The organism is Kitasatospora sp. P5_F3 (assembly GCF_054049135.1).
This window is the reverse complement of sequence record NZ_JBFUMY010000001.1, coordinates 126,529-145,949: the sequence shown is the minus strand read 5'-3', so window position 1 is coordinate 145,949 and position 19,421 is coordinate 126,529. Positions and strand designations below refer to the sequence as shown.

Annotated in this window: 18 protein-coding genes; 9 read left to right on the top strand and 9 right to left on the bottom strand. The window is 73.1% G+C overall.

What is annotated here, in order from left to right; translation table 11 throughout:
- Positions 1-70: 70 nt before the first annotated feature.
- Positions 71-3,628 (top strand): BTAD domain-containing putative transcriptional regulator, encoded by a 3,558-nt coding sequence (locus tag ACXJMZ_RS00510; RefSeq protein ID WP_457027932.1) that lies wholly within the window; start codon positions 71-73, stop codon positions 3,626-3,628.
- Positions 3,629-3,640: 12 nt separating this feature from the next.
- Here ACXJMZ_RS00510 and ACXJMZ_RS00505 read toward each other — a convergent pair whose 3' ends face one another.
- Positions 3,641-4,147 carry a DUF3995 domain-containing protein gene (locus ACXJMZ_RS00505; protein ID WP_457027931.1) on the bottom strand — a complete coding sequence of 169 codons (507 nt, stop codon included), beginning with the start codon at positions 4,145-4,147 and terminating at the stop codon, positions 3,641-3,643.
- A 61-nt stretch (positions 4,148-4,208) separates the two neighbouring features.
- Here ACXJMZ_RS00505 and ACXJMZ_RS00500 point away from each other — a divergent pair, with 61 nt between their 5' ends.
- Complete coding sequence (locus tag ACXJMZ_RS00500) at positions 4,209-4,805, top strand: TetR/AcrR family transcriptional regulator (protein WP_457027930.1); 597 nt, start codon at positions 4,209-4,211, stop codon at positions 4,803-4,805.
- Here ACXJMZ_RS00500 and ACXJMZ_RS00495 read toward each other — a convergent pair.
- A complete protein-coding gene (locus ACXJMZ_RS00495; protein ID WP_457027929.1) occupies positions 4,759-5,502 on the bottom strand; it encodes an aspartate/glutamate racemase family protein in 744 nt (247 codons plus the stop codon). The genes ACXJMZ_RS00500 and ACXJMZ_RS00495 overlap by 47 nt on opposite strands.
- A gap of 86 nt (positions 5,503-5,588) precedes the next feature.
- On the opposite strand from ACXJMZ_RS00495, the gene ACXJMZ_RS00490 reads away from it, so the two are divergent.
- The 4 genes from ACXJMZ_RS00490 to ACXJMZ_RS00475 all read left to right on the top strand — a co-directional run bounded on the left by ACXJMZ_RS00490 (position 5,589) and on the right by ACXJMZ_RS00475 (position 9,719).
- Positions 5,589-6,122, top strand: a complete 534-nt coding sequence (locus tag ACXJMZ_RS00490; RefSeq protein WP_457027928.1) for a GNAT family N-acetyltransferase — start codon at positions 5,589-5,591, stop codon at positions 6,120-6,122.
- Between the two features lie 4 nt (positions 6,123-6,126).
- Entirely contained in the window at positions 6,127-6,915 is a 789-nt protein-coding gene (locus tag ACXJMZ_RS00485; protein WP_457027927.1) for an MBL fold metallo-hydrolase, read from the top strand.
- Between the two features lie 44 nt (positions 6,916-6,959).
- On the top strand, positions 6,960-8,003 hold the full coding sequence (locus tag ACXJMZ_RS00480; RefSeq protein ID WP_457027926.1) for a S66 family peptidase: 1,044 nt from the start codon (positions 6,960-6,962) through the stop codon (positions 8,001-8,003).
- Positions 8,004-8,147: 144 nt separating this feature from the next.
- Positions 8,148-9,719 (top strand): hypothetical protein, encoded by a 1,572-nt coding sequence (locus tag ACXJMZ_RS00475; RefSeq protein WP_457027925.1) that lies wholly within the window; start codon positions 8,148-8,150, stop codon positions 9,717-9,719.
- 16 nt (positions 9,720-9,735) lie between these two features.
- Here the strand turns inward: ACXJMZ_RS00475 and fabG are convergent, their stop codons facing one another.
- The 3 genes from fabG to ACXJMZ_RS00460 are packed head-to-tail and all read right to left on the bottom strand — an operon-like array spanning position 9,736 to position 12,868.
- On the bottom strand, positions 9,736-10,494 hold the full coding sequence (fabG, locus tag ACXJMZ_RS00470; protein WP_457027924.1) for a 3-oxoacyl-ACP reductase FabG: 759 nt from the start codon (positions 10,492-10,494) through the stop codon (positions 9,736-9,738).
- A gap of 9 nt (positions 10,495-10,503) precedes the next feature.
- A complete protein-coding gene (locus ACXJMZ_RS00465; protein ID WP_457027923.1) occupies positions 10,504-11,691 on the bottom strand; it encodes a thiolase family protein in 1,188 nt (395 codons plus the stop codon).
- 28 nt (positions 11,692-11,719) lie between these two features.
- On the bottom strand, positions 11,720-12,868 hold the full coding sequence (locus ACXJMZ_RS00460; protein ID WP_457027922.1) for an acyl-CoA dehydrogenase family protein: 1,149 nt from the start codon (positions 12,866-12,868) through the stop codon (positions 11,720-11,722).
- A gap of 120 nt (positions 12,869-12,988) precedes the next feature.
- Here ACXJMZ_RS00460 and ACXJMZ_RS00455 point away from each other — a divergent pair, with 120 nt between their 5' ends.
- Positions 12,989-13,642 (top strand): TetR/AcrR family transcriptional regulator, encoded by a 654-nt coding sequence (locus ACXJMZ_RS00455; RefSeq protein WP_457027921.1) that lies wholly within the window; start codon positions 12,989-12,991, stop codon positions 13,640-13,642.
- Positions 13,639-13,908: a glutaredoxin domain-containing protein gene (locus ACXJMZ_RS00450; protein WP_457027920.1), complete on the top strand. Its 270-nt coding sequence runs from the start codon at positions 13,639-13,641 to the stop codon at positions 13,906-13,908. Before ACXJMZ_RS00455 ends, ACXJMZ_RS00450 begins: the two co-directional genes overlap by 4 nt.
- Positions 13,909-13,913: 5 nt before the next feature.
- On the opposite strand, the gene ACXJMZ_RS00445 is transcribed toward ACXJMZ_RS00450, so the two are convergent.
- Complete coding sequence (locus tag ACXJMZ_RS00445; protein ID WP_457028047.1) at positions 13,914-15,044, bottom strand: aminoglycoside phosphotransferase family protein; 1,131 nt, start codon at positions 15,042-15,044, stop codon at positions 13,914-13,916.
- Positions 15,045-15,112: 68 nt separating this feature from the next.
- Positions 15,113-16,180, bottom strand: coding sequence for an RNA ligase (ATP) (locus ACXJMZ_RS00440; protein WP_457027919.1), 1,068 nt, complete (start codon positions 16,178-16,180; stop codon positions 15,113-15,115).
- Positions 16,181-16,374: 194 nt separating this feature from the next.
- Between ACXJMZ_RS00440 and ACXJMZ_RS00435 the strand changes: the two genes are divergently transcribed.
- Positions 16,375-16,758 carry a DUF4259 domain-containing protein gene (locus ACXJMZ_RS00435; protein WP_457027918.1) on the top strand — a complete coding sequence of 128 codons (384 nt, stop codon included), beginning with the start codon at positions 16,375-16,377 and terminating at the stop codon, positions 16,756-16,758.
- A 7-nt stretch (positions 16,759-16,765) separates the two neighbouring features.
- Here the strand turns inward: ACXJMZ_RS00435 and ACXJMZ_RS00430 are convergent, their stop codons facing one another.
- Together ACXJMZ_RS00430 and ACXJMZ_RS00425 are read right to left on the bottom strand one after the other, a co-directional pair.
- A complete protein-coding gene (locus ACXJMZ_RS00430) occupies positions 16,766-18,073 on the bottom strand; it encodes a DUF2254 domain-containing protein (protein ID WP_457027917.1) in 1,308 nt (435 codons plus the stop codon).
- 13 nt (positions 18,074-18,086) lie between these two features.
- Complete coding sequence (locus ACXJMZ_RS00425) at positions 18,087-19,355, bottom strand: sugar ABC transporter permease (RefSeq protein WP_457028046.1); 1,269 nt, start codon at positions 19,353-19,355, stop codon at positions 18,087-18,089.
- Positions 19,356-19,421: the final 66 nt, after the last annotated feature.

The window sequence follows — 19,421 nt, the reverse complement described above, 5'->3', positions numbered from 1 at the left end:
GGACTCTTGATGGGCGTCGGCGCGGCACGGCCGCGGTGGCGCACGGTGTGACGGAAGCGGAGAAGGACTGATGGCCGCGCGACGAGCCAAGGAACAGCACCGGGCCGGTACGGGCACGAGCCCGCCGGCCGGACGGCGGCCGGTGCCGCTGCGGCGGGACCACCGCCGCCGGACGGCCGGTTCGGTGTTCACCGCACTCGGTGCGCTGGTGCTGCTGGCGATCCTGCTGGTCGGCGTGCCCGCACTGCTGCTGTACGGGACCACCGCCGTCGCCGACATGGGCGGCCAGAGCACCGACAGCCTGGCCGAACTGCTGACCACCCCGGACGACGGGCGGATCTTCCTCTGGGCGCTGGTCGCGATCGGCTGGGTGGCCTGGCTCTGCTTCGCCGTCTCGGTGCTGCTGGAGATCCCGGCCCAGCTGCGCGGCCGGGTGGCCCGCAGGCTGCCCGCCTTCGGCTGGAGCCAGCGGATCGCGGCCGGGCTGGTCGGCTCGGTGCTGGCCCTGCTGCCGGTGGCCGGTTCGGCCTTCGCCGCCGTGCCCGACCGCCCGGCCGCGGTGGCCCCGGCCCAGCTGACGGCCGCGCCGCAGTACGCCGCGCTGCCCGCCGCCCCGGTGGCGCCCGCGCTCACCCCGGCGGCCGACGCGCAGCCCCGCTACACGGTGCAGGACAGCCGGCCGGCCGACAGCCTCTGGTCGATCGCCGAACGCCAACTCGGCTCCGGCGAGAGGTGGCTGGAGATCGCCAAGCTCAACCACGGCCGGACGATGGACGATTCGGGTCGCACCTTCGATGCGGACCGGCCGATCCACCCGGGCTGGCAGCTCCTGATGCCGGGCGACGCCAAGACCCAGGCGGCACCGGCTCCCGGGCCCGTGCCCGCCTCCGCCTCCGTGCCCGTACCCGCACCCGCCGCGCAGGCTCCCGCGCCCCGGCACGCCTCGGTGACGGTCGAGGCGGGGGACACCCTGTCGGCCATCGCGGAGCGGGAGTTGGGCGACGCCGAGGGGTGGCCGAAGCTCTTCGAGGCGAACAAGGGCGTGGCCGCGCCCGACGGTGCGCGGCTGACCGATCCGGACGTGGTGGTGCCGGGCATGGTGCTCGCCATCCCCGGCGCTCCTGCTCCTGCTCCTGCTCCGGCTCCGGCGCCCGTTCCCGATCCCGTGCAGGAGACGCCCGCACCGGTCACGCCTGCGCCGGTCACCCCTGCCCCGGTCACCCCTGCCCCAGCCACTCCCGCCCCCGCGACCCAGGGCCCGGTGGTCCCGTCCCAGGCGCCGACCCCCGCTGCCCACACGCCCGCCGCCCACACGCCCGCCAAGGCGGAAGCGCCGAGCGACGACTACTCCGTGGCGCTGGCCGCCTCGACCGTCGGGGTCCTGCTCGCCGCCGTCCTGGTCGGCACGGTGGCCAGGCGGCGTGGTGACCAGCAGCGGTCCCGCAAGCCCCGGCACCGGATCGCGCTGCCCGCCCCGGCCGCGCTCGCCTTCGAGTCCGAGCTGAAGGTCCGTCAGGACGACTCGGGGCTGGCCCTGCTGGACCGGGCGCTGCGCACGCTGGCCCGGAACACCGTCCGGGGCGGCAAGCGCCTGCCCACCCTGGTCGCGGCCCGGATCACCCCCGGCCGTACGGTCGAGCTGCACCTCGCCGCCCCGGCCGCGCCGATCGCGCCGTTCCGGGCCGCGCACGCCCCGAACGTCTGGTGGTGCCCGGACGACTCCTCCGAGCTGCTCGGAGCTTCCCAGGCGGCGAAGAACAACGCCCCGTACCCGGCGCTGGTCACCCTCGGCAGCGCACCGGACGGCTCGGTGGTGCTGGCCGACCTGGAGACCGTCCGGCTGATGCACCTGTCCGGGCACCCGGACGACTCGCACGACGTACTGCGCACCCTGGCCGTCGAGTTGGCGCACAGCCCGCTCGCGGACCGGCTGAACCTGCACCTGGTCGGGCTGGCCGAGGACCTGCCGATCTCCGGCCCCGCGCTGGAGCGGGTGCACCGGCACGACTCGCTGGAGGCGGCGCTCGCCGCGCTCGGACCGCGTACCGCCCGGGCCAGGGCCACCCTGGTGGCCGCGGAGGCGGCCAGCCCCCGGGACGCCCGCAGCCGGGGTCAGGACGACGAGTCCTGGGTGCCGGAGATCGTGCTCTCGGCCCAGCCGCCCAGCGGCAGTCTGCCGACCGAACTCGGCCGACTGCTCGACGGCACCCCGCGCACCTGCCTGGCCGTCGTCACCCGGGCCCCGGAGCGCGGCAGCGGCCCGGTCGCCCGCTGGACCCTGCCCAGCACCGGCAGCGCCGTCATCCCGGGTCTGCACCTCACGGTGCAGATGCAGCGGCTCAGCCAGGACCAGTACGCCCAGCTCGGCGACCTGCTCCGGTCCTCGGCCGACACCGCCCAACTGCCCGCTCCCGACTGGACCCTGGACGGCATGGAGCTCGAGCCGTCCGAACTCCCGTTGCCAGTACCGGTGCTGGCCGCAGTCGGCGCCTCGGCCGGGAGTGCCGGCCGGACCGTCGCCGAGACGGCCGCGATCGAAGCGGTCTCCCGGGTGATCGGCACCGGCAGCAGCCCGTTTGCGGGTGTCAGCCCGGCCGCCACGCCCCGGCACTCGGCCAACTCGGTCGGCCTGCACATCAAGTCTCCCGACCCGGTGATCCCGGTCGCGCCCGTGCTCCCCACGCCTGCTCCTGCTCCTGAGCCCGACCCGGAGCCGGTCCCGACGCACGAGCCCGCCGCGCCGGTGGCCGACACCACCCCGGCCCGGCCCACCCCGCCGCCCGCCGCAGCCCCGACTCCCGCTCCCCGCACCGACAGTGACGACCTGCTCGCCATTCTCCGGTCCCCGGAGGCGCACTCGGTCCGGACCGCGCCCCGGATCCGGCTGCTCGGTCCGCCCGACGTGCTCGGCACCACCGGACCGGTCACCGCCGAGGGCCAGCCCCGGCTGACCGAACTGGCCGCCCTGCTCGCCCTCCGCCCGGGCGCCGACCAGTCCACCCTGGACCGCGCCCTGCACCCCGGCGCCGCCCACCTCGACCCGCACCCCACCACCACCGAACACACCGTCACCCCGATGCCCACCCGGCTGGCCGAACTGGCCACCTGGCTGGGCGAGTCCACCGAGGGCCGGGCCTTCCTCCCGCTCGACGGCGGCGAGGGCCACACCTTCGCACCGACCGTCAGCTGCGACTGGGACGAGTTCCGCAGCCTGTACCGGCGCGGCATGCGCAGCACCAGCAGCACCGCCGACGCCGCCCTGGCCCACGCCCTCGCCCTGGTCCGCGGCGCCCCGTTCGCCGAGGCCCCGGGCTCCGCCTACGGCTGGGCCGAGCCCGAACGCCAGGACATGATCGCCACCATCGTCGACACCGCCCACGAACTGGCCGCCCGCCGCCTCCAGTACGGCGACCACCGCACCGCCGAGGCCGCCATCTTCCGCGGCCTCGCCGTCGCCCCGGACATCGAACTGCTGCACCGCGACCTGTTCTACGCCTACGCCTCGGCCGGCGCCCGTGACCAACTCGTCCGCGCGGTCAACCGCCTGGACGCGCTGAGCCGCCGGACCGGCCGCGATCTCGACCCCGACACCGTGGCCCTGCTCCGCGACCTGCTCTCGGGAGGATGACTCGAAAGGGCGTCAGCTTTCTTGATCCGTACGGTCCTTGCGTCGCTTGACGACCTGGAGCCGGCCTTGGCGGCGAGGGGCGCGAGTGGAGGCGGCGACGTATGCCGTCAGTCCTCCGAGCACCAGACACAGCGGGGAGTACAGCGCCAGGTCCCAGCGGGTGTACTCGGGCGGCCGGCCGGTGCTGGTCAGGCCGGAGGAGATCAGACCGGCCGTACCGCGCAGCAGCAGCACGCCCGCGACGCCCCAGGCACCGTGGCGCACCAAGCCGCGCGGCGGTATCCGAGGGACCAGGTCGGCCCGCGCCGCAACCACGTAGGCCGCCGCCCACAGGGCCGCCGCGACCGCGGCCGTCAACTCCGGTGTGGGCAGGTCTGCTTCAGCCACCCCGACAACCGTCCTGGCGATCTCGGCACGGCCGGCCAGCGGCCAGGGAGAGAAGGTCCAGATCCCGTGCAGCGCCCCGGCCGCGCCGAGGCCCACGGCGGCCGTCCCGCCGGCGAGCTTTGTCAGCGTCATAGTGATCCCCCGGTCCATCCGTACACCCCTGTACGGATGGACCGTACAGTACTGTACGGAGATGACGAGGAAGCAGCTCACCCCCCAGGACTGGTCGACTGCGGCGTTGCGCGCGATGGCACGCGGCGGAGTCGCCGCCGTCTCGGTCAACGCGCTCGCAGGTGAGCTGGGGGCGACGCGGGGCAGCTTCTACTGGCATTTCAAGGACCGTGACGCACTGCTGACGGCTGCCCTGGAGATGTGGGAACAGGACACCACCACAGCCCTGATCTCGGAGCTGGGCGACATCACCGACCCCCGGCAGCGGCTGACGGTTCTGCTCACCACCGCGCTGGGGCAGGAGAGCAGCAACGGCCTGGAGCCCGCGATCGTCGCCCACGCCGATCACCCCGCCGTCGCCCGGGTCCTGCGCCGGGTCACCGAGCGGCGAATCTCCTACCTCACGGACCTCTACGCCGACCTGGGCCTGGCCCCCGCCCCGGCCCGCCGTCAGGCAGTCGCCGCGTACGCCGCGTACCTCGGATGGCACGAACTGCGCCGCTCCGTCTGCGACATGGTGCCCGAGGTCGGCACCTCAGGCGCCATCGCCGGTGCCGCGCTGGAGCACCTGATCAATGAGCTGGCCCGACCGCCCCTGCACCAGGCGGAGCCGAGGTAAGGCGCGTCATCCCGAGGGCGGCCGCGACCGCCGCCTCGGCGTGCAGGCGGGTGGTGGCGAAGACCGGGACGGGGCTGTCGGCGGGGGAGATCAGCAGCTCGATCTCGGTGCAGCCGAGGACGATCCCCTCGGCACCCTGCGCGACCAACTCCCCGATGACGGAGCGGTAGGCGGCCCGCGACTCCTCCCGGATCACGCCCAGACAGAGCTCCTGGTAGATCACCCGGTGCACCAGCGCCCGGCCCGGGGCGTCCGGGGTCAGCACCTCGAGACCGTGCGAGGCCAGCCGGTCCCGGTAGAACGACTGCTCCATGGTGAACGCGGTGCCCAGCAGCCCGACCCGGGTCAGACCCGCCGACCGGACGGCGAGCGCGGTGGCGTCCGCCAGGTGCAGCAGCGGGACGTCGACGGCGGCCGCCACCTGGTCGGCGACCTTGTGCATGGTGTTGGTGCAGATCAGCAGCAGCTCGGCCCCGGCCGCCTCCAACGACCGTGCGGCGTCGGCGAGTACGGCCCCGGCCCGGTCCCACTCGCCGGCGGCCTGGAGCCGTTCGATCTCGGCGAAGTCCACCGACCAGAGCACGCACCGGGCCGAGTGCAGCCCGCCCAGCCGCTCCCGGGTCAGCTCGTTCAGCAGCCGGTAGTACTCGGCGCTGGATTCCCAGCTCATCCCGCCGATCAGTCCGATGACCTTCATCGCGCACCTCCCACCGGGCATCATCGCATCGCGCCGGATCGGTAATGCGCTTGCTTCGGGCCATCCCGTTTCGGTAGACCCGTCCCATGTTGCGTGGAGAACGAATTGGCCTGCGGGTCCGCCTGGAGTCGGATGTACCGGTACTGCACGAGGAGTTGTACGAGGATGTATTGACCCGCTCGCGAGCGGACACCCGGCCCTGGCAGCCGACCCCGGTCGGCGCCTCGCCGTACGCGGTGGGGGAGGCCAGTGAGGGCCACGCCGCCTTCACGGTGGTGGAGTTGACGAGCGGTGAGGTGGTCGGCGAGGCGATCGTCTGGGGGATCGACAGCCACAACCGGCTGGCCCACCTCGGGCTGGCCCTGCGGCCCGGCTTCCGGGGGCGCGGTTACGGGGCCGAGTCGGTCCGGGTGATGTGCCAGTACGTGTTCGAGGTACGTGGTTTCCAGCGGGTCCAGCTGGAGACGCTGGCCGACAACGAGCCGATGATCCGGGCCGCCGAGAGCGCCGGGTTCGTCCAGGAAGGGCGGCTGCGACGGTCCGCCTGGGTGTACGGCGAGTACCTGGACGAGGTGATCCTCGCGCTGCTGGCCGAGGACTGGGCGAAGACGGAGGCGTAGCGGGATGCCGCACCCGGGGTTGGTGAGGGCGGGCGTCGAGGTGATCCCGCTGTGCGACGCGGTCGGGCCGATGGGGGATCAGATCGCCCTGCCGCTGCGCGAGATGTTCGGCGGCCCGGACCATCCGGTCTGGGCGCGGCCCGGCGCCACCGACCCCTGGGTGCTGCACTTCCACTGCTACCTGCTGCGGGCCTCGGACGGCCGCACCGTCCTGGTGGACACCGGCCTCGGCGGGCCCGAATCGCCCGCCGCCGACTGGGCCCCGGTGCCGGGGCGGCTGACCGCCGAGCTGGCGGCGGCCGGAGTACGGCCCGATCAGGTGGACACCGTCGTGCTGACCCATCTGCACAGCGACCACGCGAGCGGCAGCCTGGCGGCGGACGGCGCCACCCCGGCGTTCCCGAACGCCCGCTACCTGGTCCAGCGCACCGAGCTGGACTGGCTGGAGGCGAGCGACTCGCCGCTGCTGGACGCGGTCGTGCGGCCGCTGCGCGCGGCTGGCTGCCTGGACGCCCGGGCGGGTGAGGTGACGCTCGCCCCGGAGATCAAGGTCTTCGCCACCCCCGGCCACACCCCGGGCCACCAGAGCGTGGCGGTCGGCGGACGCCAACTCGTGGTCGCCGGGGACGTGGTGCTGCACCCCGTCCAGCTCGCCGACCCGACGGCGGGTTACGTCTACGACCACTCCCAGGAGGCCGCGACCACGACCCGGCAGCGGCTGCTGGCCGAACTCGCCGCGCGGCACGGCATCCTGGCCACCGCGCACTTCGCCGACCCGTTCACCCAGCTGTGAAAACCCGTTCGTCCGAGCACGACGCTTCGCACTACCCTCCCCGCATGACCGAATTCCGCTACCCGCCCAAGCCCGCCCCCGGTGACCGGGTCGCCGTCCTGTCGCCCTCCGCAGGGCTCGCCGAGATCCTGCCGCTGCCGCACGATCTCGGCGTGCGCCGGCTGGTCGAGGCGTACGGCCTCAAGCCCGTGGAGTACCCGACCACCCGTCAGCTCGGCGCGAGCGCCGAGGCCAGGGCGGCCGACATCCACGCGGCGTTCGCCGACCCGGAGATCAGGGCGGTGATCGCCAGCATCGGCGGCGACGACCAGATCACCGTGATCCCGCACCTGGACGCCGAGCTGATCCGGGCGAACCCGAAGCCGTTCTTCGGGTTCAGCGACAACACCCACCTGCTGAACTTCCTGCGCAGTCTCGGCCTGGTCGGCTACCACGGCGCCGCCGTGATGACCCAGTTCGGCCGCCCGGGCGCCGAGCACCCGCTGACCGCCGAGTCGGTCCGGGCCGCGCTGTTCACCTCCGGTGAGTACGAACTGCGCCCCTCGGCCGACACCAACGACGTGGAGCGCCGCTGGGAGGACCCGGCGACCTTCGACAGCGAGCCCGTGATGTACCCCGCCGACGGCTGGACCTGGCACAACGCCGACCGGGTGGTGGAGGGTCCGAGCTGGGGCGGCTGCCTGGAGTCGCTCGCCGACCTGGTGATGGCGGGGCGCGACCTCCGCCCGGTGACGGAGTACGCGGGCCAGGTGCTGTTCCTGGAGACCTCGGAGGAGCTGCCGAGCAGCACGGCGGTCTACCGCATCCTGCGCGCCTTCGGCGAACGCGGGCTGCTCGCGCAGTTCCCCGCCCTGCTGATGGGCCGGGCCAGGGCCTGGTCCTTCGACCACCCCAACGACGCCGAGGCCCGCGCCGCGTTCCGGGCCGACCAGCGTGCAGCCGTCCTTCGGGCGCTGGCGGAGTACGCCCCCGACATGCTGGCCGTCTTCGACGTCGACCTCGGGCACACCGACCCGCAACTGGTCATCCCGTACGGCGGCCGGATCCGGGTCGACGGCCCGGCCCGCACTATCACTGTCACGTACTGAACCGATGGCCGGGCAGTCACAGGTGGCGGGTGATCACCACCCGCTCTGGCTCCGCCGCCGGAGCGCATCGTAAGGTGGCGAGATCGTGGTGGCGGGCACTGCGGCGGATGTCGCGCTGGCGACGGGGTGGGGCGGTGACCTGCGGTGGCTGACCTGACGGCGGGCGGCATCTGGTCGGGCGCGACGGCGGACCGGGCCGACCCGAGCGCCCAGCGCGAGGTCTCGACGGGCTGGACCGGCAGCATCCCGGCCGTCCAACTGCCCAAGCCCGCCGCAGCGCAGACGGTCGGCGACGGCGCCCGGGGCCGCATCCTGGTGATCGAGGGCGGCTACGGGGCCGCCGGCCGCCGGCACTGGGGGCGCGGCGCGGGCTCGCAGGCCCAGGTGCTCTCCGCCATGCTGGCGGCCGTCTCGCCGGGGACCCTGCTGGCCGCCGAATCGGTCGACGCCGTGCACCTCCCGGGCGCCACCGACCCGCAGAGCGTGCTGGCCCACCTGCGCGCCGCCGCCCTGCACCCGGGGCCGCTGCTGATCCACCTCGGCGGCCACCTGGTCACCGACCGGCGCGGCGAGCACCTCTACCTGACGCTGCGTGACTCGAAGCCCGCCACCGTCCGGCAGGACGGCCTGCCCTGGCAGGCGCTGGCAGCCGAGCTCCAGCACCGGGGCGAGCTGCCCACCCTGGTGATCGCCGACCTGAGTGCCGATCAGGCCGCCTGGCCGCTGGTGCAGAGCGCGATCTCCCCGCTCGCGGACGGCATCCCGCTCTGGGCCGTGGTCAGCCCCGACCCCGAGCAGATCGGCACCTTCTCCCGCGCGCTGATCGAGGTGCTGCACCGGGGCCGCCCCSGCGGCCCCGCGCTGCTCCCGCCCGAGCTGCTCCGCGACCAGGTGCACTCGGTGGTGCGGAACGACTCGATCATCCTGCACTCGCACCCCACCGAACGGCCGTTCTTCCGCAACACCTCTCGGCAGATCAACGAGGCGCTCCCGGGCGCGGCGTCCGGGCCGCGACCGGCCGCCGTCCAGGTACCGGCGAAGGGGCAGACCCGTACGCCCAAGCCCCGCCCCGGTACGCCCGTGGTCCAGCTCGGCAAGCCTGCCGTGGCCTCGGCCGGGGTCTCGCTGCTCAAGCCCGGCGTGCCGCCCACGCTCCGACGGGTCGGTCCGCCGGTCTCGTTGCTGAAGGCGGGTCAGCACCTGGTGGTCAGCCTGGACAAGCGGCCGACGGCGGTCTCCTTCGACAAGCCCGGCCCGGCGGTGACCCCCGATCCGACCCCGGTCGACTACCGGGAGGCGATCGGCCGGATCGTCCGCAGCGCGGAGGCGGGCGAGCACGACACCGCCGCCGAACTCGCCCTCGCCCTGGAGCAGTCCGCCGTCGCCGCGCACGGCCCGGTGGCGGCCGAGGTGCTCCAGGTCCGCCAGGTCCGCGCCCACATCGCCCGCCTGGCCGGCCGGCTGGCCCAGGCCGCCGAGGTCTACCGCGAGGTCGCCCTCGCCCTGCTCCGCTCGCACGGCGCCGACCACCCGGAGACCCAGCAGGCCGCCACCAACGCCGAAGCCTGCTGGCGCGCCGTCCCCGACCGCACCGAGGCGATCCGGATGGCCCCCGAGATCATCGAACTCCGCGCTCACCTCCCGGGCCCGGACGGTCGCAAACTCCGCGCCGCCGAACGCCACCTGAAGCAACTCGCGGCCGCCGCGCACGGCTAGGACCTCGGACGGTGCGTCAGCGGGCGCCGCCGTTGACGTACAGGGTCTGGCCACTGACGTACGAGGCGTCGTCGCTGACCAGGAAGGCCACCACGGAGGCGATCTCCTCCGGCTGGCCGACGCGGCGCAGCGGGGTGCGCTCGGCGACCTGGGCCTGGTGGTCCTCGGCGGTGGCGCCGACGCGTTCGGCGGTGGCGGCGGTCATCGAGGTGGCGATGTAGCCGGGGGCGACCGCGTTGACGTTGATGTTGTACGGGCCGAGCTCGATCGCCAGGGTGGCGGTCAGGCCCTGGATGCCGGCCTTGGCGGCGGCGTAGTTGGCCTGGCCCCGGTTGCCGAGGGCGGAACGCGAGCTGAGCGAGACGATCTTGCCGTACTTCTGCTTGACCAGGTACTTCTGCGCCACGTGGCTGCAGTTGTAGGCGCTGGTCAGATTGACCGTCAGGACGGCGTCCCAGTCGGCCTTCGGCATCTTGAAGAACAGGTTGTCCCGGGTGATCCCGGCGTTGTTCACCAGGATGTGGATCGCCCCCAACTCCTCGACCACCGAGGCGAACACGGCCTCCACCGCGTCGTAGTCGGCCACGTCGCAGCCGTACGCCCGCGCGCTGCCGCCCTTGGCGGTGATCGCGTCCACGGTGCCCTGCGCGCGCTCGGTGGAGAGGTCGACCACCGCGACGGTGGCCCCCTCCTCGGCGAGCCGCAGCGCGGTGGCCGCGCCGATACCCTGCGCCGCACCGGTGACGACGGCGACCTTGCCTGCGAAACGAGTCATGACAGCTCCTTAGACGTTCTCGACGAGTACGGCGGTGCCCTGCCCGACACCGACACACATGGTGGCCAGCCCGCGCCGGGCGCCGGTGCGGCGCATCCGGTGCAGCAGGGTGGTGAGGATCCGGGCGCCCGAGCCGCCCAGCGGGTGACCGAGGGCGATCGCGCCCCCGGACGGGTTGACCAGCTCCGGGTCGAAGCCCAACTCCCGGACACAGGCGAGCGCCTGGGCCGCGAAAGCCTCGTTGAACTCGGCCTCCTCGACGTCCTCGACCGCCCAGCCGGTGCGGGCCAGCACCTTGCGGGTGGCGGGCACCGGGCCGATGCCCATCACGTCGGGGTGCACCCCGGCCGAGGCCCCGGCCACGTAGCGGCCGAGCGGTTCGAGGCCGAGCTCGTGCAGCACCTCCTCGCTCACCAGCAGCAGTGCGGCCGCGCCGTCGTTCATCGGCGAGGCGTTGCCCGCCGTCACGGTGCCACCGGCCCGGAAGACCGGCTTGAGGGCGGCGAGGCGCTCCAGCGAGCTGTCCTCCCGGATGCTCTCGTCCTGGGTGACGGTCACACCGTCGGCCCGCAGCACGGGGAGCAGTTCGGCGTCGAAGTGCCCGCTCGATCGGGCGGCGGCGGCCCGTTGGTGGCTGCGCAGCGCGAACTCGTCCTGGTCCGACCGGCTGACGCCGTACCGGTCGGCCACCTCCTCGGCGGTCTCGCCCATGCTCAGCACGCCGTGCAGCTCGCGCATCCGGGGGTTGGTGATCCGCCAGCCGAGCCGGGTGTCGAAGGTCTCCAGTTTGTGCGGCAGCGCCTCGTCGGGGCGCGGCAGCACGAACGGGGCGCGGCTCATCGACTCGCAGCCGCCCGCGACCACGATCTCGGCCTCGCCGGAGCCGATCGCCCGGGCGGCGGTGCTGACGGCCTCCAGGCCGGAGGCACAGAGCCGGTTCACGGTGGCGCCGGGAATGCTCTCCGGCAGACCGGCCAGCAGCACGGCCATCCGGGCCGCGTTGCGGTTGTCCTCCCCGGCCTGGTTGGCGGCGCCCCAGTAGACGTCGTCGATCCGGGCCGGGTCCAACTGCGGTACGGAGTCGAGCAGTCCGCGCAGCACGGCGGCCGACAGGTCGTCAGGCCGGACGGACGAGAGGGCGCCGCGCAGCCGCCCGATCGGGGTGCGGCGGGCGGCGGCGAAGTAGACGGGACGCACGTCGTTGGGCTCCTCAACTACTGGGTGGTTAGAAGGCGTTGACGCCGGTGAGCGAACGCCCGATGAGCAACTTGTGGATCTGGCTGGTGCCCTCGTACAGGGTCATCACCCGGGCGTCCCGCAGGTACTTGCCGACCGGGTACTCGTCGATGAAGCCGTACCCGCCGAAGACCTGCAGCGCGTTGTTCGCGGCCCGGACGGCGGCCTCGCTGGCGTACAGCTTCGCCACCGAGGACTCGGTGGCGAACGGCAGCCCGCGGTCGATGTGGTCGGCCACCCGCCAGGTGAGCAGCCGGGCGGCGTCCAGGTCGACCGAGATGTCGGAGATCAGCTCCTGCACCAACTGGTAGGAGGCGATCGGCTTTCCGAACTGCTCGCGCTCCTTGGCATAGCCGACGGCGGCGTCCAGGCAGGCCTGGGCGATGCCGACGCAGCCGGCCGCGACCGACATCCGGCCCTTGGCCAGTGCGGCCATCGCGACCGAGAAGCCCTTGCCCTCGGCGCCGAGCCGGGCGCTGTCCGGCACCCGGACGGCGTCGAAGGTCAGCTCGGCGGTGGCCTGGCCGCGCAGGCCCAACTTGCCGTGGATCTCCCGGCGTTCGAGCCCCGGGGTGGCGGTCGGGACCAGGAAGGCGGTGATGCCCTGGTGACCGGGCCCGCCGGTGCGGGCGAAGACCAACGCGACCTCGGCCCACGTCCCGTTGGTGATGAACATCTTGGCGCCGGTGATCAGCCAGTCCTCGCCGTCCCGGACCGCCCGGGTGGTCAGGTTGGCGGCGTCCGAACCGGTGCCGGGCTCGGTGAGCGCAAAGCAGCCGAGTGCCTCGCCGGAGGTCAGCCGGGGGAGCCAGTGCCGCTTCTGCTGCTCGCTGCCGTAGCTGTTGACCGACTTGGCCACCAGGCCGAGCGAGACCGAGACGATGCCGCGCACCGAGGAGTCGCCCCGGCCGAGCTCCTCCAGCACCAGGCAGTACGCCAGGTGGTCGCCGCCGCTGCCGCCGTACTCCTCCGGGATGGTCAGGCCGAGGAAGCCGACCTTGCCGAGCTTGCCGATGATCGCCCGGTCCACCGATTCGGCGCGGTCCCAGTCGGCGGCGTACGGCACGATCTCGCGATCGGTGAAGTCGGCGGCGAGCTGCTTGACGGCGGCCTGCTCCTCGGAGAGCTCCAGGTTCATCGCGGCCTCTCGGTTAAACTAGCAGTGCAAGTTTTGTCCGACTGTAGCCCGCCGCCGGGCCGCTGGGAAGTAGCGGCCTGCGAGAATGCCCGGAACCCCACCCGACCGGAGGAAGCGACCATGGCCCGCCCGCGCACCCCGCTGCTCAGCCGCGAGCGGATCGTCGCGGCCGCCCTTGCCCTGGTCGACGCCGACGGGCTGGCCGCACTCTCCACCCGCCGGCTGGCCACCGAACTCTCGGTCAGCGGGCCCTCGCTCTACAACCACTTCGCCACCAAGGACGAACTGCTGGACGCGGTGGTCGACAGCGTGATGGGCGAAGTCGACCTGTCGATGTTCGAGCCGCCGGCCCCCTGGCGCACCGCGCTGCGCGACTGGGCCCGCTCCTACCGGGCGGCACTGGCCGCCCACCCCGCGATCGTCCCGGTGCTGGCCCAGGGCCCCGGCCGTCGGCCGAACGCGCTGCGGCTGGCCGACGCGGTCTTCGGCTGTCTGGTCGCGGCGGGCKGGCCGCGCGGCCAGGCCACCCGGATCGGCGCCCTGATGCGGTACTTCGTCACCGGCTCGGCGCTCGGCTCGTTCGCGGCCGGCTTCCCCGAGGACGCGGCGGTGTACGCCGAGGAGTACCCGCACCTCGGCGAGGCCCACAAGCTCGCCGAGCACCGGCGGCGGATCGACGAAGGCGCGTTCGAGACCGGCCTGGAGGCGCTGCTCGACGGCCTGGAGCTACGCTACGAACGCACTGTCAACTCGACCCGGGGGAGCGAAGCGTGACCGAGGACCAGGACGGCGTGGTCGTCTACTGGCGGCCGATGTGCACCTTCTGCATGAAGCTGCTCACCCAGCTGCGGTTCACCGACCTGCCCTTCCGCAAGGTCAACATCTGGCGTGACCCCGAGGCCGCCGCCTTCGTCCGCTCGGTCGCCGACGGGAACGAGACCGTCCCGACGGTGACCGTGGCCGGGCACGCGATGGTCAACCCCTCGCGCAAGGAACTGCTGGCGGCGGTCCGGGAGCACGCCCCGCACCTGCTGGCCTGACTCGCTCAGCGGCAGGCCAGCGCGGCGCGGATCTCCGACTCGGGGTCGCCGTCGTGGTAGACCCGCTCGGTGGCCTCGATGCCGTCCAGGAACTCCTGGTAGCGGACGGCGTAGCCGAGGTGCATCAGCGGCTCCGCCAGCTCCAGCGCCTTGGCCGGGTCGGAGCCGGGGGCGTGGGTGGTCCAGGCGTCGATCCAGAGCTGACGGACCGTCGCCCAGCGGTCCTCGGCGAGGAAGTCCTGCGGCCGCAGGCCGTCGACGGCGGGGTGCCCGTAGTAGCTGTCGGAGAAGTCGACGAGCACGTTGCGGGTGCCGTCGAAGCGCCAGTTGCCCGGGTGGAAGTCACCGTGCACCAGCGTCTCGGGCAGCCCGCAGGCCGCCAACTCCTCGATCAGAGACGGAAGATCGGCGAGCAGCCGCTCGGCGGCGGCCCGCTCCTCGGAGGTCAGGACGACCCGGGGGAGCAGCGCCGCGAATCGCTCGGGCAGCGTGCCCGGCGTACGGTTTGGCAGTCCGGCGCCCTGCCCGGCCAGCGCCGCCTGGGCGGCGACCAGCCGGGGGACGGCGTCCAGCATGGCGTCCTCGGGCAGCCCCCAGCAGTCCACCCCGGGCAGATGACCGAGCAGCACCCGGCCCTCGGCGGTGGCCAGTACGGGCGGCACCAACTCCGGGTCGACGGCGGCCAGTCGGGCGATCACCTCGGCCTCGGGCACCGCGAACGAGGGCGTGGTCTTCAGCCAGACCGCACCGTCGGCGGTGGGCAGCCGGTACAGGCCGGAGAGGTTCCAGCTCTTCACCTGCTCGGCCGGACCGACCGCCCGCACCGTACCGGCGGCCCACGCCAGCGCGGACCGCAGCCCGGCCGGGGTGGCCCACGGCGCCCGCAGCGGGTCCTCGCCCACCGAGAGGGCGGAGTCGGCGAGTTCGACCTCCGGGAACCGCAGCGCCTCGGCGTGGTACGCGACCGTGCCGCCGTACCCGGTGTCGGCGCTGTCGTGCGTCAGCAGGCGCAGCACATGCACCGGCACGCCCAGCCGGAGCGTCAACTCCTCGGCCACCGGCCCGACGTCGTGCCAGCGCGGCGTCGCCACCGGGAACGGCCCGATCTCGCCGAGCTGCTCGCCCTGATACGTCACCAACACTGTCACGCTTCGCTCTGTCACCTGCGAAGTTTCGGCCCCGACACCCCGCTCGGCAACTGGTTTTACTCGTACTCGGTGCCGCCCTTGCGGGTCAGGTACGCCCCGCTGACCACCTTGGCGATCGCCCGGCCGCCGGTCACCGGGCTGTACCGCTCCACCACCGGCCGGACCACGACGCCCTCGCGGAGGTGCAACTCCCGCCCGGAGAAGGTCTCCCGGCCGTCGGCCAGCGCCAGTACGGTCCCGGCGTCGAACGGGCCGCTCCACAGCTGCGGCACCAACGGCAGCTTCCCGGCCAGCAGTTCGGCCGCGTCCAGCCAGACCGACTGCCCGTCGATCACCGCCGAGACGTCGAAGGCCGCGTACCCGGGCAGCTCGGTGCGTCCCGACTCGCCGTACGTCAGGTCCTGGACGCCCGCGCCGAAGACCTCGCCGAAGATGCCGACCCGGCTCGCGCCCAGCCGCGCCGCCAACTCGGCGGCCACCGCCGGGATTCCGTGCGCGTGGACCGTCCGCCAGTACAGGTTCAGGCCGTCCTCGCGCAGCGCCAGCCCCTGAGCGCCGATCCCCTTCGAGGAGACCTGCACGGCGCCGGAGCCGGCGTGGAACGTGACCAGACAGCAACTGCCGTGCAGCTTCTCGGAGACGACCACCGGCTCGCCCGGCTCGAAGACGTCCGGGAAGCGCTTGAGGTTCTCGATGTCCACCCAGGGCAGCAGCTCAGGCGCCGACTCGACGTCACCGCTCATGCCGACCGGGATCGGCGGGACCCACTTGGTGATGCCGAGCCGCTCGGCGAAGTCCGCACCCTCGGCGACGGCCTCGGCCAGATCGGTGCCGGCCAGCGCGGCGGGGCGGCAGACGATGCCCTGGGAGAGCTCGCCGCGCAGCCGGACCGCCTTCACCCGGTCGCGGGCGCTGCCCGCCAGCTTCCCGGTCAGCCCCAACTCCTCGATCAGCGCGGGCGGCAGCACCGCCTGCTCCGGGATGTAGACGGCCAACTCACCGGTCCGGTACGCCCCCTTGGCCACCACCGCACGGTAGAGGCCGATCTGGGCCAGCTCCAGCGCGTCGGCGTTCGGGTGCGTCAGGATGGTCAGCCGCTCGGCCGTGACCCGCAGTGTCGACATGGTGATTCCTCCCCGGATGGTGAACGAGGGTCACTCTGTCCGGTGGACGTTCCCGGCCGCGACCGGTTTTCGGTGCTCCGGCCTGATGGCGGTCAGGGCCACCACCGTCTCCGTGGTGATGATGCTCGAACCGGTCGCCGCCCTCGTGCTTCGATAGGCCCGAAGACGCGGCACCACCACTCAGAGGAGACTTCGTGGGCACTTGGGGCAGTGGGAACTTCGAGAGTGACGCAGCGTTGGATCACCTGTCGATCGTCGTTGACCGGCTCGTCACCGAGGTCGCCGAGGCGATGGCCGGCGATCCCGTCGCCCTCGAGCCCGATGAGTACTGGGGTGTCGCCGTGCCGTGCCACCTGGAGTTGCTGCATGCCCTCGCCCAGGCCGGCTACGCCGACGACGACCTGCCGGAGCCCGGGGTGGTCGAGGAGTGGAAGAAGACCTTCATGGCCGTCTGGGAGCGGACCATCGACGGTCTGGAGCCCTCGCCGGTCTTCAAGGAGGAACGGCGGTCGGTGCTGAACCGTACGTTCGACCAGCTGGCCGAAGCCACCACCCGGCTTGCGGCGGCCGACCACTGAGGGAGGGTCAACTCTCGGTCAGTTCCGCCGCCAGTTCCCGTACCCGGACCAGGTCGGCCGGCTGGGCGATCCGGCGCTCCGCGTCGGCGAGTACCAGCGCCGCCTGGGCGGTGATCGCCTGCCGGCGGATGGGGTCGTCGGTCACGGTGGTGAGGACGGCGAGCAGCCGGAGCAGGGCCAGGCAGACGGCCGGTTCGGCGGCGCCGTAGCGGCGGACCTGGCCGCAGGCGAGGTCGAGGTAGTCGGCGAAGGCGGGGCCGCGGGCGATCACCCGGACCACCCCGGCCGGGTCGGTGCGCAGGCTGTCGCCGAGGGTTCGGGGTGCCAGCAGGGCGAGCAGGGCGGCGAGCCGGTCGAGCGCCTGGACGGCGGTGTACGGGTCGTTGATGGCGGGGGAGAGCGCGCGGAGCGCCATGTCCTCCAGCTGCCGGACGCCGAACAGGGTGTCCTGTTGCCGGGTGCGTTCGTGACCGATCTGCACCGCGTGCCACAGTTCGTGGGTCACCCGGTCGGTGTCACCGGGCGGCCCGCCGCCCGGCCGCCAGGCGTATCCGAGCGGTTCGGCCCCGGCGACGAGGTGGTCGCCGACCCGGGCCGCGACGGTGATCACCAGGTCCAGCTCGACGGCCGCCGCCAGCAGGCGCTCGGGGTGGACGGTCTGCAGGTAGCCGGAGCGCGGCGCGGCTAGCGGCACGGCGTCCGGCGGCGGGGGAGGGCCGACCAGGTCGATGCCGGGCCCGGGCGGGGTGCGGGTCTGCGCGCCGCGGGCGGTGGTGGCGGCGACCGAGTTCATCACGCTGTCGATCTGGATCGAGTGCGCGACGTGGTCCACGAAGTACACCAGCATCACCAGGCTGACGAAGACCAGGGTGATCGCCCCGGTGACGGCGAGCCGGGGGAACTCCTCGACGTCCATGCCGCCCGAGACCCCGACCGTGTACAGCCCGGCGGTGCTGTAGGCGAAGGTGGCGCAGAAGGACGCCAGCACGATCTGGTTCGGGCGGTCGCGGAGGAAGTTGCGCAGCAGGCGCGGCGAGAACTGGGTGGAGGCCACCTGCAGCGCCACGATCGTCAGGCCGAGCACCACCGCGATCACCGTGACCATGGTCGCGGCGATCGCGGTGAGCACGTTCCTGGCGTCGTCCGCTGTGCCGGCGAAGGCGAGCGGGTCGAGCGGCGAGTCCGGCGGGATGTCGATCTGGGAGAGCACGCTGCCGGCGATCAGCGCGAGCACCACCGCCAGCCCGGGCAGTACCCAGAGCGCACCGCCCAGGTACTCCTGCAGCGCCTCGGCCCGGGTCCGCAGCGGTCGCATCAGCGGTTCGCCCTCAGGCCCGGCCGGCCGCTCGCTGGGTGCGGCGGGACAGCGAGTCGATGACCACCGCGGCCAGCAGGACCGCACCGGTGATCATGAACTGGATCGCGTTGCTGAGGCCCTGGATGTTCATGCCGGACTGGATCGACCCGATCACCAGCGCACCGAGCAGGGCCGACCAGGTGTTGCCGCGTCCGCCGAAGAGGCTGGTGCCGCCGATGACGGCGGCCGCGATCGCGTTCATCAGCAGGTTGCCGCCGCCGGAGGTCTGGCTGGCGGACTGGATCTGGGCCGCCAGGAACAGACCGCCGACCGCTGCCATGGTCGAGCAGATCATGAAGACCGAGATCCGGATCCACGAGATGTTGATACCGGCCCGGCGGGCGCCCTCGATGTTCCCGCCGAGCGCGAAGATCTGGCGTCCGTAGCCGGTGCGGCGGAGCACGAAGTCGAGCACCACGATGAAGATCAGGAAGATCAGCAGGGCCAGCGGCAGGCCCTTGTACTGGTTCAGCGTGTACGCCGCCAGGAAGGCGAGCACGGCGAGCACGGCGGTGCGCAGTGCGATGTCGCTGGCCGGCCGGTACGGTACCCCGGCCTGGCGGCGCCGCCTGGTGTCGATCAGGGCGGCGCCGAGGAAGAGCAGGACGGCGACGGCCGCGAGGGCGTACGCCGCGATGGTCTGGCCGTAGATGGTGGTGTAGAGCCGGGAGACGATGTCGTGGCCGGAGAGGTTGACCGTGCCGCTGGCTCCGAGGATCTGCAGCATCAGGCCGTTCCAGAACAGGAAGCCGGCCAGGGTGACGACGAAGGCGGGCACACCGATCTTGGCGAAGAAGAGGCCCTGGATGAGCCCGACGACCGCGCCGCCGGCTACTGCGCTCAGCAGTGCCACCCACTCGTTGACCCCGTGCGTCACGTTCATCACGGCGAAGATGGCGGCACACAGGCCGCTGACCGAACCGACCGACAGGTCGATCTCGCCGAGCAGCAGCACGAAGACCACACCGATGGCGATCATGCCGGTGCCGACGATCTGCTGCGAGAGGTTCGAGAGGTTCTGCGCCGACAGGAAGGTGCTGTTCAGGCTGCCGAAGACGGCCCAGATGACGACCAGCGCCAGGACCACCGGCAGCGAGCCCAGCTCGCCGCTGCCGATCCTGCGCCGGAACTCACCGAGGTAGCCCTTCACGCCCTCCTGACGGACGATCAGGCGCGGGTCGACCGCTTGGATCACCTCGGCCGCCACCGGGACGGGGGCGTTGACCCCGCCCTTGGGCATCGAGTCCTCGGGGAGGGGTTTCCGATGCGAACCGTTCCCCGGCTGCGGGGTGTTGGTGCCGTCCTC

Bases quoted from the DNA above. Each gene is read 5' to 3' on its own strand.
- ACXJMZ_RS00505 (WP_457027931.1), bottom strand. From the start codon at position 4,147: ATGACGCTGACAAAGCTCGCCGGCGGGACGGCCGCCGTGGGCCTCGGC.
- ACXJMZ_RS00490 (WP_457027928.1), top strand. From the start codon at position 5,589: ATGTTGCGTGGAGAACGAATTGGCCTGCGGGTCCGCCTGGAGTCGGAT.
- ACXJMZ_RS00495 (WP_457027929.1), bottom strand. From the start codon at position 5,502: ATGAAGGTCATCGGACTGATCGGCGGGATGAGCTGGGAATCCAGCGCC.
- ACXJMZ_RS00480 (WP_457027926.1), top strand. From the start codon at position 6,960: ATGACCGAATTCCGCTACCCGCCCAAGCCCGCCCCCGGTGACCGGGTC.
- ACXJMZ_RS00510 (WP_457027932.1), top strand. From the start codon at position 71: ATGGCCGCGCGACGAGCCAAGGAACAGCACCGGGCCGGTACGGGCACG.
- ACXJMZ_RS00430 (WP_457027917.1), bottom strand. From the start codon at position 18,073: ATGCGACCGCTGCGGACCCGGGCCGAGGCGCTGCAGGAGTACCTGGGC.
- ACXJMZ_RS00485 (WP_457027927.1), top strand. From the start codon at position 6,127: ATGCCGCACCCGGGGTTGGTGAGGGCGGGCGTCGAGGTGATCCCGCTG.
- ACXJMZ_RS00460 (WP_457027922.1), bottom strand. From the start codon at position 12,868: ATGAACCTGGAGCTCTCCGAGGAGCAGGCCGCCGTCAAGCAGCTCGCC.
- fabG (WP_457027924.1), bottom strand. From the start codon at position 10,494: ATGACTCGTTTCGCAGGCAAGGTCGCCGTCGTCACCGGTGCGGCGCAG.
- ACXJMZ_RS00440 (WP_457027919.1), bottom strand. From the start codon at position 16,180: ATGTCGACACTGCGGGTCACGGCCGAGCGGCTGACCATCCTGACGCAC.
- ACXJMZ_RS00500 (WP_457027930.1), top strand. From the start codon at position 4,209: ATGACGAGGAAGCAGCTCACCCCCCAGGACTGGTCGACTGCGGCGTTG.
- ACXJMZ_RS00425 (WP_457028046.1), bottom strand. From the start codon at position 19,355: ATGCCCAAGGGCGGGGTCAACGCCCCCGTCCCGGTGGCGGCCGAGGTG.